Annotated in this window: 21 protein-coding genes; 7 read left to right on the top strand and 14 right to left on the bottom strand. The window is 60.6% G+C overall.

Features of this window, described 5'->3' with window-relative positions:
* Window positions 1–10: 10 nt before the first annotated feature.
* Window positions 11–367 (bottom strand): metalloregulator ArsR/SmtB family transcription factor, encoded by a 357-nt coding sequence (locus J2Y83_RS13905; RefSeq protein WP_247405356.1) that lies wholly within the window; start codon window positions 365–367, stop codon window positions 11–13.
* Window positions 368–544: 177 nt separating this feature from the next.
* On the opposite strand from J2Y83_RS13905, the gene J2Y83_RS13900 reads away from it, so the two are divergent.
* The 3 genes from J2Y83_RS13900 (at window position 545) to J2Y83_RS13890 (ending at window position 1,835) form a co-directional block, all read left to right on the top strand.
* The gene (locus J2Y83_RS13900) at window positions 545–760 is read left to right on the top strand and encodes a hypothetical protein (RefSeq protein WP_003191339.1); all 216 of its coding nucleotides are present in this window, start codon (window positions 545–547) and stop codon (window positions 758–760) included.
* Window positions 761–831: 71 nt separating this feature from the next.
* Complete coding sequence (locus tag J2Y83_RS13895) at window positions 832–1,527, top strand: AzlC family ABC transporter permease (RefSeq protein ID WP_253396016.1); 696 nt, start codon at window positions 832–834, stop codon at window positions 1,525–1,527.
* Window positions 1,524–1,835, top strand: coding sequence for an AzlD domain-containing protein (locus J2Y83_RS13890; protein WP_247405361.1), 312 nt, complete (start codon window positions 1,524–1,526; stop codon window positions 1,833–1,835). Before J2Y83_RS13895 ends, J2Y83_RS13890 begins: the two co-directional genes overlap by 4 nt.
* Window positions 1,836–1,941: 106 nt before the next feature.
* Here J2Y83_RS13890 and J2Y83_RS13885 read toward each other — a convergent pair whose 3' ends face one another.
* On the bottom strand, window positions 1,942–2,199 hold the full coding sequence (locus J2Y83_RS13885) for a hypothetical protein (RefSeq protein ID WP_253396014.1): 258 nt from the start codon (window positions 2,197–2,199) through the stop codon (window positions 1,942–1,944).
* A 109-nt stretch (window positions 2,200–2,308) separates the two neighbouring features.
* Here J2Y83_RS13885 and J2Y83_RS13880 point away from each other — a divergent pair, with 109 nt between their 5' ends.
* A complete protein-coding gene (locus J2Y83_RS13880; RefSeq protein WP_247405367.1) occupies window positions 2,309–2,662 on the top strand; it encodes a hypothetical protein in 354 nt (117 codons plus the stop codon).
* A gap of 143 nt (window positions 2,663–2,805) precedes the next feature.
* Here the strand turns inward: J2Y83_RS13880 and J2Y83_RS13875 are convergent, their stop codons facing one another.
* The 10 genes from J2Y83_RS13875 to J2Y83_RS13830 form a co-directional block, all read right to left on the bottom strand.
* Complete coding sequence (locus J2Y83_RS13875) at window positions 2,806–3,510, bottom strand: YoaK family protein (RefSeq protein WP_253396012.1); 705 nt, start codon at window positions 3,508–3,510, stop codon at window positions 2,806–2,808.
* A 69-nt stretch (window positions 3,511–3,579) separates the two neighbouring features.
* Window positions 3,580–5,202, bottom strand: coding sequence for an ABC-F family ATP-binding cassette domain-containing protein (locus J2Y83_RS13870; protein WP_253396009.1), 1,623 nt, complete (start codon window positions 5,200–5,202; stop codon window positions 3,580–3,582).
* A gap of 242 nt (window positions 5,203–5,444) precedes the next feature.
* Window positions 5,445–6,524, bottom strand: coding sequence for a molybdenum ABC transporter ATP-binding protein (gene modC / locus J2Y83_RS13865; RefSeq protein WP_253396007.1), 1,080 nt, complete (start codon window positions 6,522–6,524; stop codon window positions 5,445–5,447).
* A 5-nt stretch (window positions 6,525–6,529) separates the two neighbouring features.
* Window positions 6,530–7,210, bottom strand: coding sequence for a molybdate ABC transporter permease subunit (gene modB, locus J2Y83_RS13860; protein ID WP_017846319.1), 681 nt, complete (start codon window positions 7,208–7,210; stop codon window positions 6,530–6,532).
* A complete protein-coding gene (modA, locus tag J2Y83_RS13855) occupies window positions 7,211–7,978 on the bottom strand; it encodes a molybdate ABC transporter substrate-binding protein (protein WP_253396005.1) in 768 nt (255 codons plus the stop codon). It lies immediately after the preceding gene.
* Between the two features lie 119 nt (window positions 7,979–8,097).
* Entirely contained in the window at window positions 8,098–9,156 is a 1,059-nt protein-coding gene (locus J2Y83_RS13850) for an NAD(P)H-dependent flavin oxidoreductase (RefSeq protein WP_253396003.1), read from the bottom strand.
* A gap of 118 nt (window positions 9,157–9,274) precedes the next feature.
* Window positions 9,275–10,321 (bottom strand): bifunctional DNA-binding transcriptional regulator/O6-methylguanine-DNA methyltransferase Ada, encoded by a 1,047-nt coding sequence (gene ada, locus J2Y83_RS13845; RefSeq protein WP_253396001.1) that lies wholly within the window; start codon window positions 10,319–10,321, stop codon window positions 9,275–9,277.
* Between the two features lie 75 nt (window positions 10,322–10,396).
* A complete protein-coding gene (gene alkB / locus J2Y83_RS13840; RefSeq protein ID WP_253395999.1) occupies window positions 10,397–11,062 on the bottom strand; it encodes a DNA oxidative demethylase AlkB in 666 nt (221 codons plus the stop codon).
* Window positions 11,063–11,066: 4 nt separating this feature from the next.
* Window positions 11,067–11,231, bottom strand: a complete 165-nt coding sequence (locus J2Y83_RS13835; RefSeq protein ID WP_247402393.1) for a hypothetical protein — start codon at window positions 11,229–11,231, stop codon at window positions 11,067–11,069.
* Between the two features lie 26 nt (window positions 11,232–11,257).
* Window positions 11,258–11,560: a DUF1883 domain-containing protein gene (locus J2Y83_RS13830; RefSeq protein ID WP_017846312.1), complete on the bottom strand. Its 303-nt coding sequence runs from the start codon at window positions 11,558–11,560 to the stop codon at window positions 11,258–11,260.
* A gap of 213 nt (window positions 11,561–11,773) precedes the next feature.
* On the opposite strand from J2Y83_RS13830, the gene J2Y83_RS13825 reads away from it, so the two are divergent.
* Both J2Y83_RS13825 and J2Y83_RS13820 read left to right on the top strand, forming a co-directional pair.
* Entirely contained in the window at window positions 11,774–12,124 is a 351-nt protein-coding gene (locus tag J2Y83_RS13825) for a hypothetical protein (protein WP_247402399.1), read from the top strand.
* Window positions 12,125–12,376: 252 nt separating this feature from the next.
* The gene (locus J2Y83_RS13820; RefSeq protein WP_253395997.1) at window positions 12,377–12,607 is read left to right on the top strand and encodes a hypothetical protein; all 231 of its coding nucleotides are present in this window, start codon (window positions 12,377–12,379) and stop codon (window positions 12,605–12,607) included.
* Between the two features lie 12 nt (window positions 12,608–12,619).
* Here the strand turns inward: J2Y83_RS13820 and J2Y83_RS13815 are convergent, their stop codons facing one another.
* Both J2Y83_RS13815 and J2Y83_RS13810 read right to left on the bottom strand, forming a co-directional pair.
* Complete coding sequence (locus J2Y83_RS13815; protein ID WP_247402404.1) at window positions 12,620–12,901, bottom strand: YgdI/YgdR family lipoprotein; 282 nt, start codon at window positions 12,899–12,901, stop codon at window positions 12,620–12,622.
* 145 nt (window positions 12,902–13,046) lie between these two features.
* Entirely contained in the window at window positions 13,047–13,232 is a 186-nt protein-coding gene (locus J2Y83_RS13810; protein ID WP_253395995.1) for a hypothetical protein, read from the bottom strand.
* A gap of 310 nt (window positions 13,233–13,542) precedes the next feature.
* Between J2Y83_RS13810 and galU the strand changes: the two genes are divergently transcribed.
* Complete coding sequence (gene galU / locus J2Y83_RS13805; protein ID WP_003212579.1) at window positions 13,543–14,382, top strand: UTP--glucose-1-phosphate uridylyltransferase GalU; 840 nt, start codon at window positions 13,543–13,545, stop codon at window positions 14,380–14,382.
* Window positions 14,383–14,481 lie beyond the last annotated feature (99 nt).

Raw genomic sequence — 14,481 nt, 5'->3', positions numbered from 1 at the left:
CTCCGGTGGCTCAACAGCAGGTGCTGGCTCGTTGTGGTCTGTCGCCCATTGCATCAAGACGCTGCGCGTCGTTTTGCAACCATGGCTGGTTGGCTTGCAGGGTGGTGTCCAGCACGTGAGTTACCCAGGCGGGCAGTGCCGGATTGATGCGGTAGTAGATCCATTGCCCCTGGCGCCGATCCAGCAGTAACCCGCTGCTGCGCAGTTGCGCGAGGTGGCGGGAGATTTTCGGCTGGCTGTCGTCAAGTGCATGGATCAGTTCGCACACGCAAAGTTCGCCTTCGCGCAGGACCAACAGGGTCATTCGCAAACGCGTGGCATCGGCCAGGCATTTGAACAGAGCGGGAGGGGAGAAAGGGTCTGACATGGCCACGGCCTGTGCATATATGTGTATTCGAATATACGTATTTCCATATATTGCAGTCAAATCCTGTTTCAATTGATATGGATCAAATGTCTGGGAACACGCCACAAGTGATTGAAATTAAAATGAAACACAAATGTCCTAAAGTGCCTGCCCATAGCTGATGAAGGAATACCACGCGTGACCCGTGCCACTCGCAACCTGCGCAAGACCCTCGATTCCGTCGCGGAAAATAATGAAACCGCGGCGTTTGATCTGATGCGCGCCGTCGAAAAACTCGGCGATGAAGTGCTGCGCCAGCGCTTGCTCAATACCATCCACCGCCTCAACCAGGATGCCTATGAGCTGCGCGAAGCGCGAGACTCGGTGGAGCAGGTGTCCGTCAAGCTGGCCTGAGCAAGATCGTTCAAGACAACCTGCACATGGCGCTGGCATGCTTGGCGACTGTCTGTCGATGAGCGGTTCCCATGCCTACTGCCTTACCTCATTACGCATTCGCCCGTGGCGCGATTGCTGTCATTCCGCTATCCCTGGCGTGCGCGCCCTGGGGCTTGCTGGCCGGGTCAATGGCCATTGATGCGCAGTTTTCCCCGCTCGAAGCCCAAGGCCTTTCCGCCATTGTCTTTGCCGGCGCCGCGCAACTGGTCGCCATCGGCATGGTCAAGAGCGGCGCCAGCCTGATCTCCATCTTGCTCACGACCCTGCTGCTGACCTCGCAACATTTGCTCTACGGCATGCATCTGCGTCCCACCTTGTCGACGTTCAAGCCGCGCTGGCGCATGAGCCTGGGCTTCCTGATGACCGATGAGTTCTTCGCCCTGGTCAGCCAGTACGACCGCGAAACCTTCAACCGCTGGTACGCGCTGGGCGTTGGCCTGACGTTCTATATCGCCTGGAACCTGTTTACCCTCGCCGGCATCGTCCTGGGCAAGAGTATTCCAGGGCTCGAACACCTGGGCCTGGAGTTCTCGATCGCCGCGACCTTTATCGCGTTGATCACGCCCGTGGTGCGCGATGTGCCCACCGTGGTCTGCGTGGCGGTGGCGCTGTTGGGCTCGGTGGGCTTGAGCTTCTTGCAATGGGAGTCGGCCGTGGTGGTGTCGGGTGTGTTGGGCATGAGCGCAGGGTTTGCCTGCAAGCGACTGGGAGTAGGGCAGGCATGATCTTCGTGATGATTGTTGCAATGGGACTGATCGTGTTTCTTAACCGCTACCTGTTTATCGAACCGCGCCTGCCCGTGCGGCTCAATCGTGGTGCGCGGGAGTTTCTCGGGTTTGCGGTGCCGGGCATGCTCACGGCAATCTGCGGGCCGATCATTTTTTTCGCCGACCACCAGCTCAACCTGAGCCCAGCCAACCCCTACCTGCTGGCCGGGATCTGTGCGGTGGCGCTGATGTTCTGGACGCGCAATGTGCTGCTCACGGTGCTGTTGAGCATGGCGTTGTTCTACCTGTTTCGCTGGTGGCTTTAAACGCGCAGGCGAAAAAAAGCCCGCGGGAGGGCGGGCTGAAGGGAACTTCTAAAAGTGAGCCCGGCCATTATCCGTGGCGGGTTCTACTGTCACAGTGAAACTAAATTCATTCGGCGGCCGGCGCCGGCTTCTTTTTCGCCTTGGCCTCGGCCGCCAGGCACTCCAGCGCAAACTGCTCGGTGTAGGTCATCTGGATCGGCGTACTTTCGCCTTTCACCGTGCGCTCGCCGTCGAGAATGTAGCGAATCCGCTTGTCCGTCACGCCAATGCGCTTGGCGATCCACGTGGGCGTCTGGCCGATGCGGCTGATCAGCTTGTCGGCATAGTCGGTGGATGGGTTGTAGCGTTCGGCATTGGGTGTCATCGGTTTTCCAGGTAGAAGCGAGCTCGCAAGTAGGCGACAGGGTGACGTAATAATCCGTGAGTGTCGCCTGCTAATGGTAGAGTCGCGTTTTTTTCCAAGGAGCGATGGCATGCGGAAACTGGTAATTGGCGCATTGGTACTGGCTGCACTGGGCGGTTGCGCGGGCTCGAAAATGAACGCGGCACGCTCCGGCACGCCCTACAAGACCTTGGCTTCGGACAAGGCTGCGCTGGTGGTTGCCCAATGTATCCAGTTCGGTTGGCAGGACGAGACGGTGTTTGGTGTCGACGCCGGCGGCTTCAAGGAGCCGATCGAGGCGGGTGGTTTCACGGTGTACACCACCGGCGGCGACTACTTTGTCGACGTGCGCAGCGCAGGGGCCGGTTCCTCCGTTCATTACTACGCCGCTGATGACTCTATGGTCGCCAAGCGTCGTTTGGCCGCACTCGCGACTTGTCTGTAATCCGTTGCCTTAGTGGTTTTAGGACATGCCTGGCGGGACAGGCGCTGGACATTGTCTTATGATTCACTCGCTCGCTCGACGTGATGGCTCTTTACCAGTACACGGACGTCGAGGCCGTAACGTCGGGCGAGCACCTCTGGTTATCAGCGCGGCATGTACCCCAAGTGCCAGCGCCGGGGGATCTTCAGTGACACCACGCCCAACACTGCAGCCAGCGCCCCGCTGACCAGCAGCGCACTCAAGCCCATCCGATGCTCCAGCAGCGCACCGATCACCGCCCCGATAAACATCCCCGTCCATGGGACCAGTTGCACGCGCCACCCATTGCGACGTTCCCCCAGCAGCCAGCGGCCCAGCCCGCGACCAAAGCGTGATAGCGCTCCGGTGACATAGGTGAGCCCCACCGGCAATCCGTTCACTTCTTCGACGGCGGCATTGAGCATGCCCATCGCCACAATTGCCGCCAGCAAGGCCGGCAGCATATCGTCGAACGGCCACAGCGCGCCGGCGCAGAGCAGCGTCGCAATGCACAGCAGCAAGGGCAGGGCGTGGCGACGGCTGATACGGCTGACCATGACACCCAAGGCGTTGCCGACGATGAAGGTTGCGACCAGCAATAGCAGGCGCCCGGTCAGGCCCAGGTCGCCTTCGCTGATTGCCACCGCCAGGCGCGTGGTGTTGCCGCTCATGAATGAGACAAAGTCGCCGCTGGCCATGAAGCCTATGGCATCGGTCATGCCCGCCAGCACCGACAGGCTGGCCACCAGCAGCATACCGACACGGCCACGCCATCGCTGTTGATGGGCGAGTCCGGCGTTGGCGTAGGACTTTTGGGACGAAGGCAACATGGGGCCGGGTTCCTCGGTGAGATTATTCGGCCACCACCGTAAGGCGCTTTGATGTCCGGCGCAATGATCTCAGACAGCTACCAGCCGCCAACCGGTGCTTTGCCAGACTAAGGTATGAGTCGGCTCGATCGCCTGCACGAACCCCTCGTCATGTGACACCACCACCATTGCGCCGGTAAATCCCTTCAGCGCCTGTTCGAACGCGACGATCGACTCCAGATCCAGGTGATTGGTCGGCTCATCCAACAGCAGCAGTTGCGCCGGCGTCTCGCGCCACAAGGCGATGGCCATCGCGGCTTTCAAACGTTCGCCGCCGCTGAGCCGGCCCGCCGCTTGCGTGACCCGCGAGGCATTCAGCTGCAGCAAGGCCAACCGGGTACGCAACTCAGCCTCGGCCAGTGGCGTGTCGAGCAGGTTGAGCTGCTCGACGATCGAGCGTTGGTTGTCCAGCAGGGCCAAGTGTTGATCGATATAGGCGCTGGGCACGTGCACCGAGCATTCGCCACTGACGGCCTGCGATTGGCCCGCCAACAGCTTGAGCAAGGTCGACTTGCCGCAACCATTCGGCCCCCGCACGGCGACGCGCACAGGGCCGATCAGGCTGAGTGTGAGGGTTTGAGCGCCCAGCCACGGTAGCTCGGCATCGATCAGGGTCAGGACCTGTCGACCATTGGGCAGCGCCGAGCCGGGCAAGGCCAGCAGCGTCGGCGTCTGATCCGCCACGCCTTCGTAGGCTTGACGCACTTGCGCATCCAGCCGGGCGTTGTGTTCGCGATGGGCGCTGCGCACCGTGCCGACGATTTGCGTGGCGGCGCCTTTCCAGCGGGCCTTGGTGAAACGGTCGACATTCGCGGTTTCAGCGTGCTTGCGTGAACGGGCGGCGCTACGTTGCAGGCTGTCGTGGTCTTGTTGCAGGCGCCGACGCTCGCGGCTGCGCTCCAGGCGGGCGTGCTCCCAGGCGGCGATGGCAGCGTGCTGCTGCGTATCGCGCTGTTGTCGATAGGTTTCGTAGTTGCCGCCATACGCCCGAGCGCCAAGGGGCGACAGTTCGATAATGCGCCCCATGGCATTGAGCAGTTGCCGATCATGGCTGACCACCACCAGGCCGCCGCGCCAGTCGCCCAGCACCTGCAGCAGCCAATCACGCCCGGCGCTGTCGAGGTGATTGGTCGGCTCATCGAGAATCAGCAACTGAGGACAGGCCAGCAACGCACCTATCAGCGCAACCCTGGCCAACTGACCACCGCTGAGGTGATGGGCCGGGGTGTGCGCATGAAGGGGTTGCAGCCCTGCCACATCCAGCGCGGTGCGCAAGCGCTCGGCCAGGTCCCAGCGATCGTCGATCAGTTCCAGGTCTTCGGCCTGGGCGGCGCCGTGAGCCATGCGCTCAAGCGCGGCCAATGCCTGGGCGGTGCCGGTGAGGTGGGCGAGGCTGTCGCCAGGCTCGATAGCCAGGGTTTGCGGCACATACACGACGCTGGCAGAACCCGCGCGGGTGCCGGAAGTGGGCGCCAGCCTCCCGGCAATCAACCTGGCCAGAATACTTTTGCCGCGCCCATTGCGGCCGACAATGCCAGTGGGCGTGTGGTCAATGGACAGGTTCAGGTCGTCCAGCAGGGTTTCGCCATCGGCGAACTGGAAAGACAGGTGTTGCAGGGAAACCAATACGGGTAGCCGGTTGACGTCAGTCATCAGCACCTCCAAAAAAATGTCGAACAGGCCAACAAGCACGCCAGGCGGCTCGTTGCGGATACATTTTGGAAGGCTTAGCGGTTCACGTCGGCGGTCGTCCGGTAAATCAGAAGGGGGGCAGAGGCTAACCCACCCGGTTTTGTTCAGCAAGTCGGCGGGCGATGCAGAATCGGGCATGGCGCGCATTCCTTGGCAACAAATCAGGCCAGCGGGGTGCGCTCGTGCCAAAAGGTTTTCGTGGCTTACGCCAGCACCGCCACTGCCTTGATTTGTGCCCATAGCGTCTGGCCGGGGTGCAGTTGCAATTGGTCACGGGAGAAGCGGGTGATCCGTGCCAGCAGCGGCGTGCCGCCGGCATCCAGGCGCACCAGCACGTGGGCGTTGTTGTCCGCCGCAATCTCCTGGATGACCGTCACCGGCAGGCGATTGAGGATGCTGCTGTGTTCTTCCGCCTGCACATTGAGGCTCACATCCCGCGCCTGCACCTTGATCCGCAAGGCTTTGCCCAAGGCCAGCGGCGCATGGGCGACACGCATGTGCAAGGCGCTGCCGGGCAGTTGCAGGCTGAGCAACTGATAGTGCGCGTCGTAAGCGCTCACCGTGCCACTGATGACCACACCCGCGTCGTCGCCCAACGCCAAGGGCAAATCCAGCCGCGCCAGGGTTTCACCGATGGGGCCACTGGCCAGGGCCTTGCCCTCGCTGAGCAACACGATGTGATCGGCCAGGCGCGCCACCTCGTCCTGGGCATGGCTGACGTAGAGCACGGGGATGTCCAGTTCGTCGTGCAGGCGTTCCAGGTACGGCAGGATTTCGCTCTTGCGTTTACTGTCGAGGGCGGCCAGCGGTTCGTCCATCAACAATAGGCGCGGGCTGGTCAGTAATGCGCGGGCGATGCCGATGCGCTGGCGCTCGCCGCCGGACAAGTGCTGCGGATGCCGCTCAAGCAGGTGACCGATACCCAGCAGTTCGGTGGCCTGGGTCATGTCGACGCGACGTTGCGCACGCGGGATGCGCTTGAGGCCGAATTCCAGATTGGCCCGCACCGACAGATGGGGGAACAGGCTCGCCTCCTGGAACACATAGCCCAGCGCACGTTTATGCGGCGGCACGAACAGCCCGCTGCGGCTGTCTTGCCAGACTTCATCGTTGACCTGGACAAACCCGTCCGTGGCACGTTCCAGCCCGGCAATGCAGCGCAGGCAGGTGGTCTTGCCGGAGCCGGAATGCCCATACAGCGCGGTGACGCCACGCCCGGGCAGATGCAGGTCCACCTCCAGGGCAAAGGCGGAATACTTAAGGTGCAGGCGTACATCAATCATCGACATCAGCTCCAGCCCATCTTGGTTTTTCGGCTGGAATAGAGCGCCAGCAACACGAGAAACGCGAACACCACCATGGCGCCGGCCAACCAGTGCGCCTGGGCATACTCCATCGCTTCGACATGGTCGTAGATCTGCACCGAGACGACCCGGGTCTTGTCCGGGATATTGCCGCCGATCATCAGCACCACGCCGAACTCGCCGACGGTATGCGCAAAGCCGAGAATCGACGCGGTGATAAACCCCGGGCGGGCCAGGGGCAGGATCACGCTGAAGAACGTGTCCCAGGGATTGGCGCGCAAGGTCGCGGCCACTTCCAGCGGGCGTGTACCGATGGCGGAGAAGGCGTTTTGCAACGGCTGCACCACGAACGGCATGGAATAGATCACCGAGCCGATCACCAGCCCGGCGAAACTGAAGGTCAGGGTGCCCAGGCCCAGCCATTGGGTGAACTGGCCGAAGTAACCATGCGGCCCCATCGTCAGCAGCAGGTAGAAGCCGATGACCGTGGGCGGCAGCACCAACGGCAGGGCGACCACCGCGCCGATAGGCCCGCGCCACCACGAGCGGGTGCGCGACAGCCACAGGGCAATCGGAGTGCCGATGACCAGTAGGATCACCGTGGTCAGTGACGCCAGTTTGATGGTCAACCAGATCGCGGAAAAATCGGCACTCGATAGCGGCATTTAGAGCTCGTAACCGTAGGACTTGATAACGGCAGCGGCTTTCGGCCCTTTCAGGTACTCGACCAGCGCCTTGGCAGCGGCGTTGTCTTTGCCCTTGTTGAGGATCACCGCGTCCTGTTTGATCGGGTCATGCATGGCGGCCGGGACGATCCATGCCGAACCGCTGGTGACTTTGCCGTCTTTGTAGATCTGCGACAAGGCAACAAACCCCAGCTCGGCATTCCCGGTGGAGACAAACTGATAGGCCTGGGTGATGTTCTGGCCCTCGACGAGCTTGTCCTTGACCTTGTCGGTCAGACCTTCCTTGGCCAGCACCTGGGTGGCGGCCAGCCCGTAGGGCGCGGCTTTCGGGTTGGCGATGGACAGGTGTTTGAACGCGTTCTGCTTCAGCACCTCGCCCTTGGCATCGACATAACCTTCCTTGGCCGACCACAGCGCCAGGGTGCCGACCGCGTAGGTAAAGCGCGACCCCTTGACGGTATCGCCTTCGGTTTCGAGTTTTTGCGGGGTGGTGTCGTCGGCGCTGAGGAACACGTCGAACGGCGCGCCGTTCTTGATCTGGGTATAGAACTGCCCGGTGGCGCCATAGGCGGCGACCAGCGTGTGCCCGGTGTCCTTCTGGAAATCGGCGGCAATCACCTGGATCGGTGCGGTGAAGTTGGCGGCGACGGCCACCTGGACTTCATCGGCGTGGGCCGGACCCAAAGCGCAGGCAGCAATCAGGCTGGCCAGGGCGGTAGGGGCCAGGCGTGAGGCGCGAATCGTCATGAAGCAGCTCCTTAGGAAATGTACGGCTTGTTATAGGTAGAAGGCTCAACCGCTATGTAGGGGAATATATAGCGGTTGGCCATTGCCGGTACAGTGCAAAGTTGCCACAGCGGTTGGGTCTATTTGAGCTTCGCCAGTGCTTGTTTGGCCAGTTCGCGGGTCAGCTCATAGGTGCCTATCTCTTTACCCAGGCGCAACGCCTGGCCTGCCCATAAGTTGCTGAAGCCCGCTTCGTCCTTGGCCTTGAGTGGCAATAACGCACCGCCGGCCCTGGGGAATGCCGGGGCCAATGGGTTGATCGCGCCCAACTCACGCATCACCCGGTTGACGATGCCCCGCGCCGGCCGGCCGGTGAACAGGTTGGTCAGCGCGGTTTCGCTGGCCTGGGCATGGCGCAATGCATGGTGGTGCGAGGGGCTGACCGTGGCTTCGGGGGTGAACAGGTACGCCGTACCTATCTGCACGGCGCAGGCGCCCAAAGCGAAGGCGGCGGCGATCCCGCGCGCGTCAGCGATGCCGCCGGCGGCGATCACCGGCACGCTGACGGCGTCGACGATCTGCGGCACCAGCGCCATCAAGCCGATCTGGCTATTGAGGTCGTCGCTGAGAAACATGCCGCGGTGGCCGCCGGCTTCAAGGCCCATGGCGATGATCGCGTCGCAGCCATGCTGTTCCAGCCAAATCGCCTCTTCGACGGTCGTGGCCGATGACAGCACCTTGGCGCCGGTCGCTTTGACGCGGTCGAGCAGGGACTTTTCCGGCAAGCCAAAATGGAAACTGACCACCTCAGGGCGAAATGCTTCTACGACTTGGCAGGCGTCTTCGTTGAACGGTGCGCGGTTGGTTACTGGCGTTGGAGCATCAACGTCGGCGCCCAGTTCGCGGTAGTAGGGTTGCAGCAGGTCCTTCCAGCGCCGATCACGCGCTTCGTCCGCCTCGGGCGGTTGGTGGCAGAAGAAATTCACATTGATCGGCCGCGTGCTGGCCTTGCGGACAGTGGCCAAAGCCTCGCGCAATTGCTCGATACTCAGCGCCGCTGCCGGCATCGAACCCAGCGCGCCGGCCTCGTTGGCGGCGATGACCATTTGCGCAGTGGTTGCACCGGCCATGGGCGCCTGGATGATCGGCACATCGATGCCCAGCAGGTCAAGAATGCGGGTGTCTGGCCAGGTGCTCATGGGATGCGTCTCCAGCGTTAGTAAGAATTTTCGCTGTTTTAGCAGGGCCATTGGCGCCCGGCCAGTCTGTTTTATTCACTGGACGCAGCCTGAGTTTCGTGCACTGGCGAGCCGTTGTTTAGATGTCGCGCTCGCGCTCCAGTAACAGGCGCTTGCGTTCCACGCCCCATCGGTAGCCCGACACGTCGCCGTTACTGCGCACTACCCGGTGGCACGGAATGGCGACCGCCAGGCGGTTAGCGCCACAGGCCTGGGCCACGGCACGAAAGGATGTAGGCGCGCCAATCCGTTCGGCGATCTGCGCATAGCTGGCGGTGCTGCCCACCGGGATGTCGCGCAAGGCCTGCCACACCCGTTCCTGAAAGGCCGTGCCGCGCAGATCCAGCGGTAAGTCCAGGCCCAGGGCGGGGGCTTCTATAAACCCCACCACCTGAGCGACCAACTGCTCGAAAGCCGGGTCGGCGCCGAGCAGTTCAGCCCTGGGGAATTGGTCCTGCAGGTCACGCACCAGCGCGTCCGGCTCGTCGCCCAGGAGGATCGCGCACACGCCGCGATGACTTTGCGCCACCAGAATCGCGCCGAGGGAACACTGGCCGACGGCAAAATGGATGTGAGTATTCGTGCCGCCGGCTTTGTAATCGCTTGGCTTCATGCCCAGCAGTTGATCCGCCGATTCATAGAAGCGGCTGTTGGAATTGAAGCCTGCGTCATACAGCACGTCGGTCACCGTGTTGCGCCCCTTGAGCCCCTCGCGCACTTTGCGTGAGCGCTGGGCGCTGGCATAACCCTTGGGGGTGATACCGGTGACTGACTTGAACACCCGATGGAAATGGAACGGACTCAACCCGGCCTGCAGGGCCAGTTGGTCGAGGCTGGGCGGGGTTTCGGCGTGTTCGATCTGCCGACAGGCGTTGGCTACAAGCTCGGCGTGTCGCGCCGCGCGCTGTGTCTGGTCGCCGGTCGCGCGTTTGCTTGGGCGATAGCCTGCCGTCTCGGCCTCCTGGGGCGTATCAAAGAACTCGACGTTTTCCGGTCGCGGCAAGCGCGAGGCGCTGCTGGGACGGCAATACACGCCGGTGGTTTTCACCCCATAGACAAACAGCGCATCCGCCTGGGGATCGCGGGCGAGGAGTGCCGCCCAACGGGGGTCATGTTCGTTATTCATTGCCTGTTCTCATGACGGGTCACGGCCAGATTAGTCGTGTCGCAGTGGCCTGGCACTCTGAAGCTTGCGGTCAAATCAGCCAGCGGTACGAAAGGTCAGGTTGATGCGTTGCGCGCCCATGACCGCATGCGTACCGTCCTTGACCGGCATGACGCCATGAAAGCGCAGGCGATCGACGCCGCCCCACACCACCACATCACCATGGAACAACGAGATTTTTTGCGGCTTGTCACTGCGTGCATGGCCGCCGAACAGGAAGACTGCTGGCAGCCCCAGCGACACGGAAACCACTGGCGCGGTGTAGCAGCGTTCGTTCTTGTCCTGGTGCAACGACATCTTCGCCCCCGGCACATAACGGTTGATCAGGCAGGCATCGGGCACAAAATCACTGAACCCGGCGTCGGCCGCTGCGTGTGCCGCCAGTTGGCGCAAGGTCTCGGGCATGGCTGGCCAGGGTTGACGACTGCGCGGGTCAAGCGCGCTGTAGCGATAGCCGCTGGGATCGGTGGTCCACCCCAGCTCACCGCAACTGCTCAGGGCCGCCGACATGGTGAAACCGCCGGGTGTGACCATTTGCCGAAACGGCGACTGAGCCAGCACGCGCCGCAACGCTGGCAGAAGATGCTCAATGTAGGGCAGGGCATAGCCCCTCATAACGTGGGACTGTTCGCCAATCTGCTCACGCCCTGCGGGTTGTTGCAGGGCGTCTTCGGCAAACAGGTCGGCGGTCGGGCCGGGCATGGGCTTACAGCGCCTTGCTCACGTTGATGTCAGTGATTTCATCGCTGGTGTCGTGAATCTTCGCCAGGACTTGCTTGGCTTCTTCGACGCTGTTGCTTTGCAGTTGCGCAAACTCAAAGCGGCGTTCGCCGTTGAGTTTGTACTTGATGACGTATTTGGTCGTGGTCACAGCTTTTTTCCTGTCGAGTGTTCGGCTCAGCTCAATTTGCTGTTGGTGCGACGAACGATACGGATCTTGTGGGACAGCGCAGGTTTGCGGGTGACGCTGATGGCGCGGCGCGTCACAACGTCCAGGGTGATGTTCCAGAAACCGGTGCTGGGCGCGGTGATTTTTGCGGGGAACTTGTCGAATGCGCCGCCGTGGTAGGTGTGACGACCGCCATTCTTGAAGCTGCGAAAATTCGCATCGCTCATCAGACGAATATTACAAGTCTGCGAGCATTCGATGACAACAATGTCTCCCTCGTTGAGGTGCTCACGCTGGTGGATGAATTTCATGGGGGGTGTCTCCAGAAGGGCTTTTTCTGAAAAATCAGAACGATACGTAGGTTAAGATAGAGTTTATCAGCCCCAGCGCGTTTATTATCGGGCCGTCGTCGACGACGTCGACAATTTAAAACAGTTATTTGCCGAGTTATCAGAGATAAATCCTACGTGGGCGGGAGAAAATTACCATCCCCGCTGTCGTAGGGTCTTTATCGGAGGTTTTATATGAAGTGGAGTGTGTTGGTTCTGGCCTTGGCGATAGGTGGGTGTGCTTCGGTTGCAGATATCAAGCAGACCCCCCCGACCCTAGCGGTCATTTCAGGGAAAAAACCGCAGGAATATGCCGCCTGTGTGGTGCGTAAATTGTCGACTACCCGCCGGCCGCCGCAGATTGAGCCTCATAAAGACGGCGTGCAGGTGATTGTGCCGCAGAAATTCTCCACCGACCCGTCGGCTATTTTCGAGATTGAAGAACGCTCCAGTGGCAGCAGCATAAAGCTCTACGAGAGCATGTCCAATGTGCCGATCCGTCCTGGCGATGTGAAGAAGGCCGGGGAGGACTGCATTTCCGGCTGAGGCCACGCGTTTTATACAGCACGTTTGAATCCGATAAAGACGCCTGACTTGCCATTGCGGTGTCAGGCCTTTTTTTGTGTGTTGTCCCGTCCTGCATAAGTTCACGCCAATGACGGGGTCAATCTCTATGGTCAAACAGTAGACGGCGTGCTCATCGGGCAGGGTATCCGTTAAACTGTCGGCCATGCACTACAAAAAATGCCGCTCAAACCCTGGGTTTGCGCGGCATTTGTCTTTTTCTGGAACTCTGTCATGAAACGTGAACACGTCAAAGCCCGCCATGCCGAAGGTCAGATCTCGGCCACCCACATCATCCAGAATCCCGCTGATCTGGGGGAGTGGATCGTATTCTTTAAGAAAAGCGGCGGACGCAGCTTTTTCCTGGTGGATGATCAGGATGAAGTGGAGTCGTTCCAGTGCCTGGACGACCTGATCGAGACGGTTCGCGGCCTGGGTATCAAGTTCGCCGAAATCCACATGTAAGCGCAGCAGCGCCTACTTGCAGACCACCACCACGCTGCGGCTCTTGAAGTTGCCCACGTCTTTGCCCAGGGTCTTGTCATCTTCGCTCAGGGCGGGCGTGCCCTCGGTGCCGACGATGCGATAACCGGTGCCGGCGCAGGATGCATCGGCCTTTTCATAGCAACCGGCCCAGGAGTTGGCTTCACCCGAGCAGTCGATCGTCAGGCCCTGTTCACCGTTTTTCAGATAAACGTCAGAGGTGGTGGTGCAGCCGGTGAGCGCCAGTACCGCGGTGAGTGCCAGAATCTTGTTCATGTGGGGTCGTCGTCGAGGATGTTGGAGGGGCGCGCGGACATTGTCGTGGGGCGTTTGCAGAAGATTATAGCGAACGGCCATGTAGGTACATGACCCACACAAAAAAGCCCCGGTCACCGGGGCTTTGTGCGCAGGGCTTGCAGGCTTACTTGCTCTTTGGCCGCTTGCTCGACGCGTGACCCGCTTCATCCACAAACACTTCGGCTACCGCAACAGCTTCGCGTTCGGTCGCGAACGAGCCGGCAACGCTGTCTCCGTGGAAGTTGATCAAGTGCCAACCGTCCGCACGCTGCGTGATCAGGTAGCCGTTTACGCCTTTGGGTTCTGACATCTATTAACAATCTCGTGGTCTGGTTCAAGGGCGTAATGATAGCGCCAATTGTCGCGCCCCCGCCCAAGTTATTCCAGGTCAATGTTTGAGGCGCCAAAGCGTGTTAAAAGGGTTGCAGCCCATTTTAAACCAGAGGGCAACGCTGTTTTTGTCGTGCCGTTTGTGCAGCTCTTCGTAGGATTAGCGGAACTTACGCCGACATTTTTTCTCTATGATGACATCGCAACGCCAGCAGGACCCATTGTAAGGTGCCTGCGGCCTGATTAGACTGCGCCGAATTCCGTACGCACAGCCCTTTGTAAGGACCCATATGATCAAGAAATGCTTGTTCCCAGCAGCCGGTTACGGCACTCGCTTCTTGCCAGCGACCAAGGCCATGCCCAAAGAGATGCTGCCGGTGGTGAACAAGCCACTGATTCAGTACGGCGTCGAAGAGGCACTGGATGCCGGCTTGAACGAAATCTCCATCGTCACCGGCCGTGGTAAACGCGCGTTGGAAGACCACTTCGACATCAGCTACGAGCTGGAAAACCAGATCAAAGGCACCGACAAGGAAAAATACCTGGTCGGCATCCGCAAGCTGCTCGACGAGTGCTCGTTCTCCTACACCCGCCAAACCCAGATGAAAGGCCTCGGCCACGCCATCCTGACCGGCCGCCCGCTGATCGGTGACGAACCGTTCGCCGTAGTACTGGCGGATGACCTGTGTGTGAACCTGGAAGGCGACGGCGTGCTGACCCAGATGGTCAAGCTGTACCAGAAGTACCGTTGCACCATCGTCGCGGTTCAAGAGGTTGATCCTCAAGAAACCAACAAGTACGGCGTTATCGCCGGCGACGATATCGGCGATGGCCTGATCCGCGTGCGCGACATGGTCGAGAAGCCTGCGCCTGAAGATGCCCCGTCGAACCTGGCGATCATCGGTCGTTACATCCTGACCCCGGACATCTTCAAGCTGATCGAAGAAACCGAACCGGGCAAGGGTGGCGAGATCCAGATTACCGACGCCCTGTTGAAGCAGGCCAAAGACGGTTGCGTGATCGCCTACAAGTTCAAAGGTCGTCGTTTTGACTGCGGTGGCGCCGAAGGCTACATCGAAGCGACCAACTTCTGCTACGAGCACTTCTACAAGACTGGCAAGGCTTACTGATTCACGGTTGCCCGCCTGTTGTAAGAGAAAGCCACCTTCGGGTGGCTTTTTCGTTTTTCGCCCCCAACTAAGTCGGTATGCTGATTGCCTGCCGAGGAG

This window comes from Pseudomonas marginalis, from assembly GCF_024169655.1.
Classification (GTDB): Bacteria; Pseudomonadota; Gammaproteobacteria; order Pseudomonadales; family Pseudomonadaceae; genus Aquipseudomonas; species Aquipseudomonas paraveronii.
This window is presented reverse-complemented; position numbering and strand designations above follow the sequence as displayed.

Excerpts from the sequence above, each read along its gene's own strand:
- J2Y83_RS13905 (WP_247405356.1), bottom strand. The coding sequence starts at position 367 with ATGTCAGACCCTTTCTCCCCTCCCGCTCTGTTCAAATGCCTGGCCGAT.
- J2Y83_RS13895 (WP_253396016.1), top strand. The coding sequence starts at position 832 with ATGCCTACTGCCTTACCTCATTACGCATTCGCCCGTGGCGCGATTGCT.
- J2Y83_RS13890 (WP_247405361.1), top strand. The coding sequence starts at position 1,524 with ATGATCTTCGTGATGATTGTTGCAATGGGACTGATCGTGTTTCTTAAC.
- J2Y83_RS13885 (WP_253396014.1), bottom strand. The coding sequence starts at position 2,199 with ATGACACCCAATGCCGAACGCTACAACCCATCCACCGACTATGCCGAC.
- J2Y83_RS13880 (WP_247405367.1), top strand. The coding sequence starts at position 2,309 with ATGCGGAAACTGGTAATTGGCGCATTGGTACTGGCTGCACTGGGCGGT.
- J2Y83_RS13875 (WP_253396012.1), bottom strand. The coding sequence starts at position 3,510 with ATGTTGCCTTCGTCCCAAAAGTCCTACGCCAACGCCGGACTCGCCCAT.
- J2Y83_RS13870 (WP_253396009.1), bottom strand. The coding sequence starts at position 5,202 with ATGACTGACGTCAACCGGCTACCCGTATTGGTTTCCCTGCAACACCTG.
- modC (WP_253396007.1), bottom strand. The coding sequence starts at position 6,524 with ATGATTGATGTACGCCTGCACCTTAAGTATTCCGCCTTTGCCCTGGAG.
- modB (WP_017846319.1), bottom strand. The coding sequence starts at position 7,210 with ATGCCGCTATCGAGTGCCGATTTTTCCGCGATCTGGTTGACCATCAAA.
- modA (WP_253396005.1), bottom strand. The coding sequence starts at position 7,978 with ATGACGATTCGCGCCTCACGCCTGGCCCCTACCGCCCTGGCCAGCCTG.
- J2Y83_RS13850 (WP_253396003.1), bottom strand. The coding sequence starts at position 9,156 with ATGAGCACCTGGCCAGACACCCGCATTCTTGACCTGCTGGGCATCGAT.
- ada (WP_253396001.1), bottom strand. The coding sequence starts at position 10,321 with ATGAATAACGAACATGACCCCCGTTGGGCGGCACTCCTCGCCCGCGAT.
- alkB (WP_253395999.1), bottom strand. The coding sequence starts at position 11,062 with ATGCCCGGCCCGACCGCCGACCTGTTTGCCGAAGACGCCCTGCAACAA.
- J2Y83_RS13830 (WP_017846312.1), bottom strand. The coding sequence starts at position 11,560 with ATGAAATTCATCCACCAGCGTGAGCACCTCAACGAGGGAGACATTGTT.
- J2Y83_RS13825 (WP_247402399.1), top strand. The coding sequence starts at position 11,774 with ATGAAGTGGAGTGTGTTGGTTCTGGCCTTGGCGATAGGTGGGTGTGCT.
- J2Y83_RS13820 (WP_253395997.1), top strand. The coding sequence starts at position 12,377 with ATGAAACGTGAACACGTCAAAGCCCGCCATGCCGAAGGTCAGATCTCG.
- J2Y83_RS13815 (WP_247402404.1), bottom strand. The coding sequence starts at position 12,901 with ATGAACAAGATTCTGGCACTCACCGCGGTACTGGCGCTCACCGGCTGC.
- J2Y83_RS13810 (WP_253395995.1), bottom strand. The coding sequence starts at position 13,232 with ATGTCAGAACCCAAAGGCGTAAACGGCTACCTGATCACGCAGCGTGCG.
- galU (WP_003212579.1), top strand. The coding sequence starts at position 13,543 with ATGATCAAGAAATGCTTGTTCCCAGCAGCCGGTTACGGCACTCGCTTC.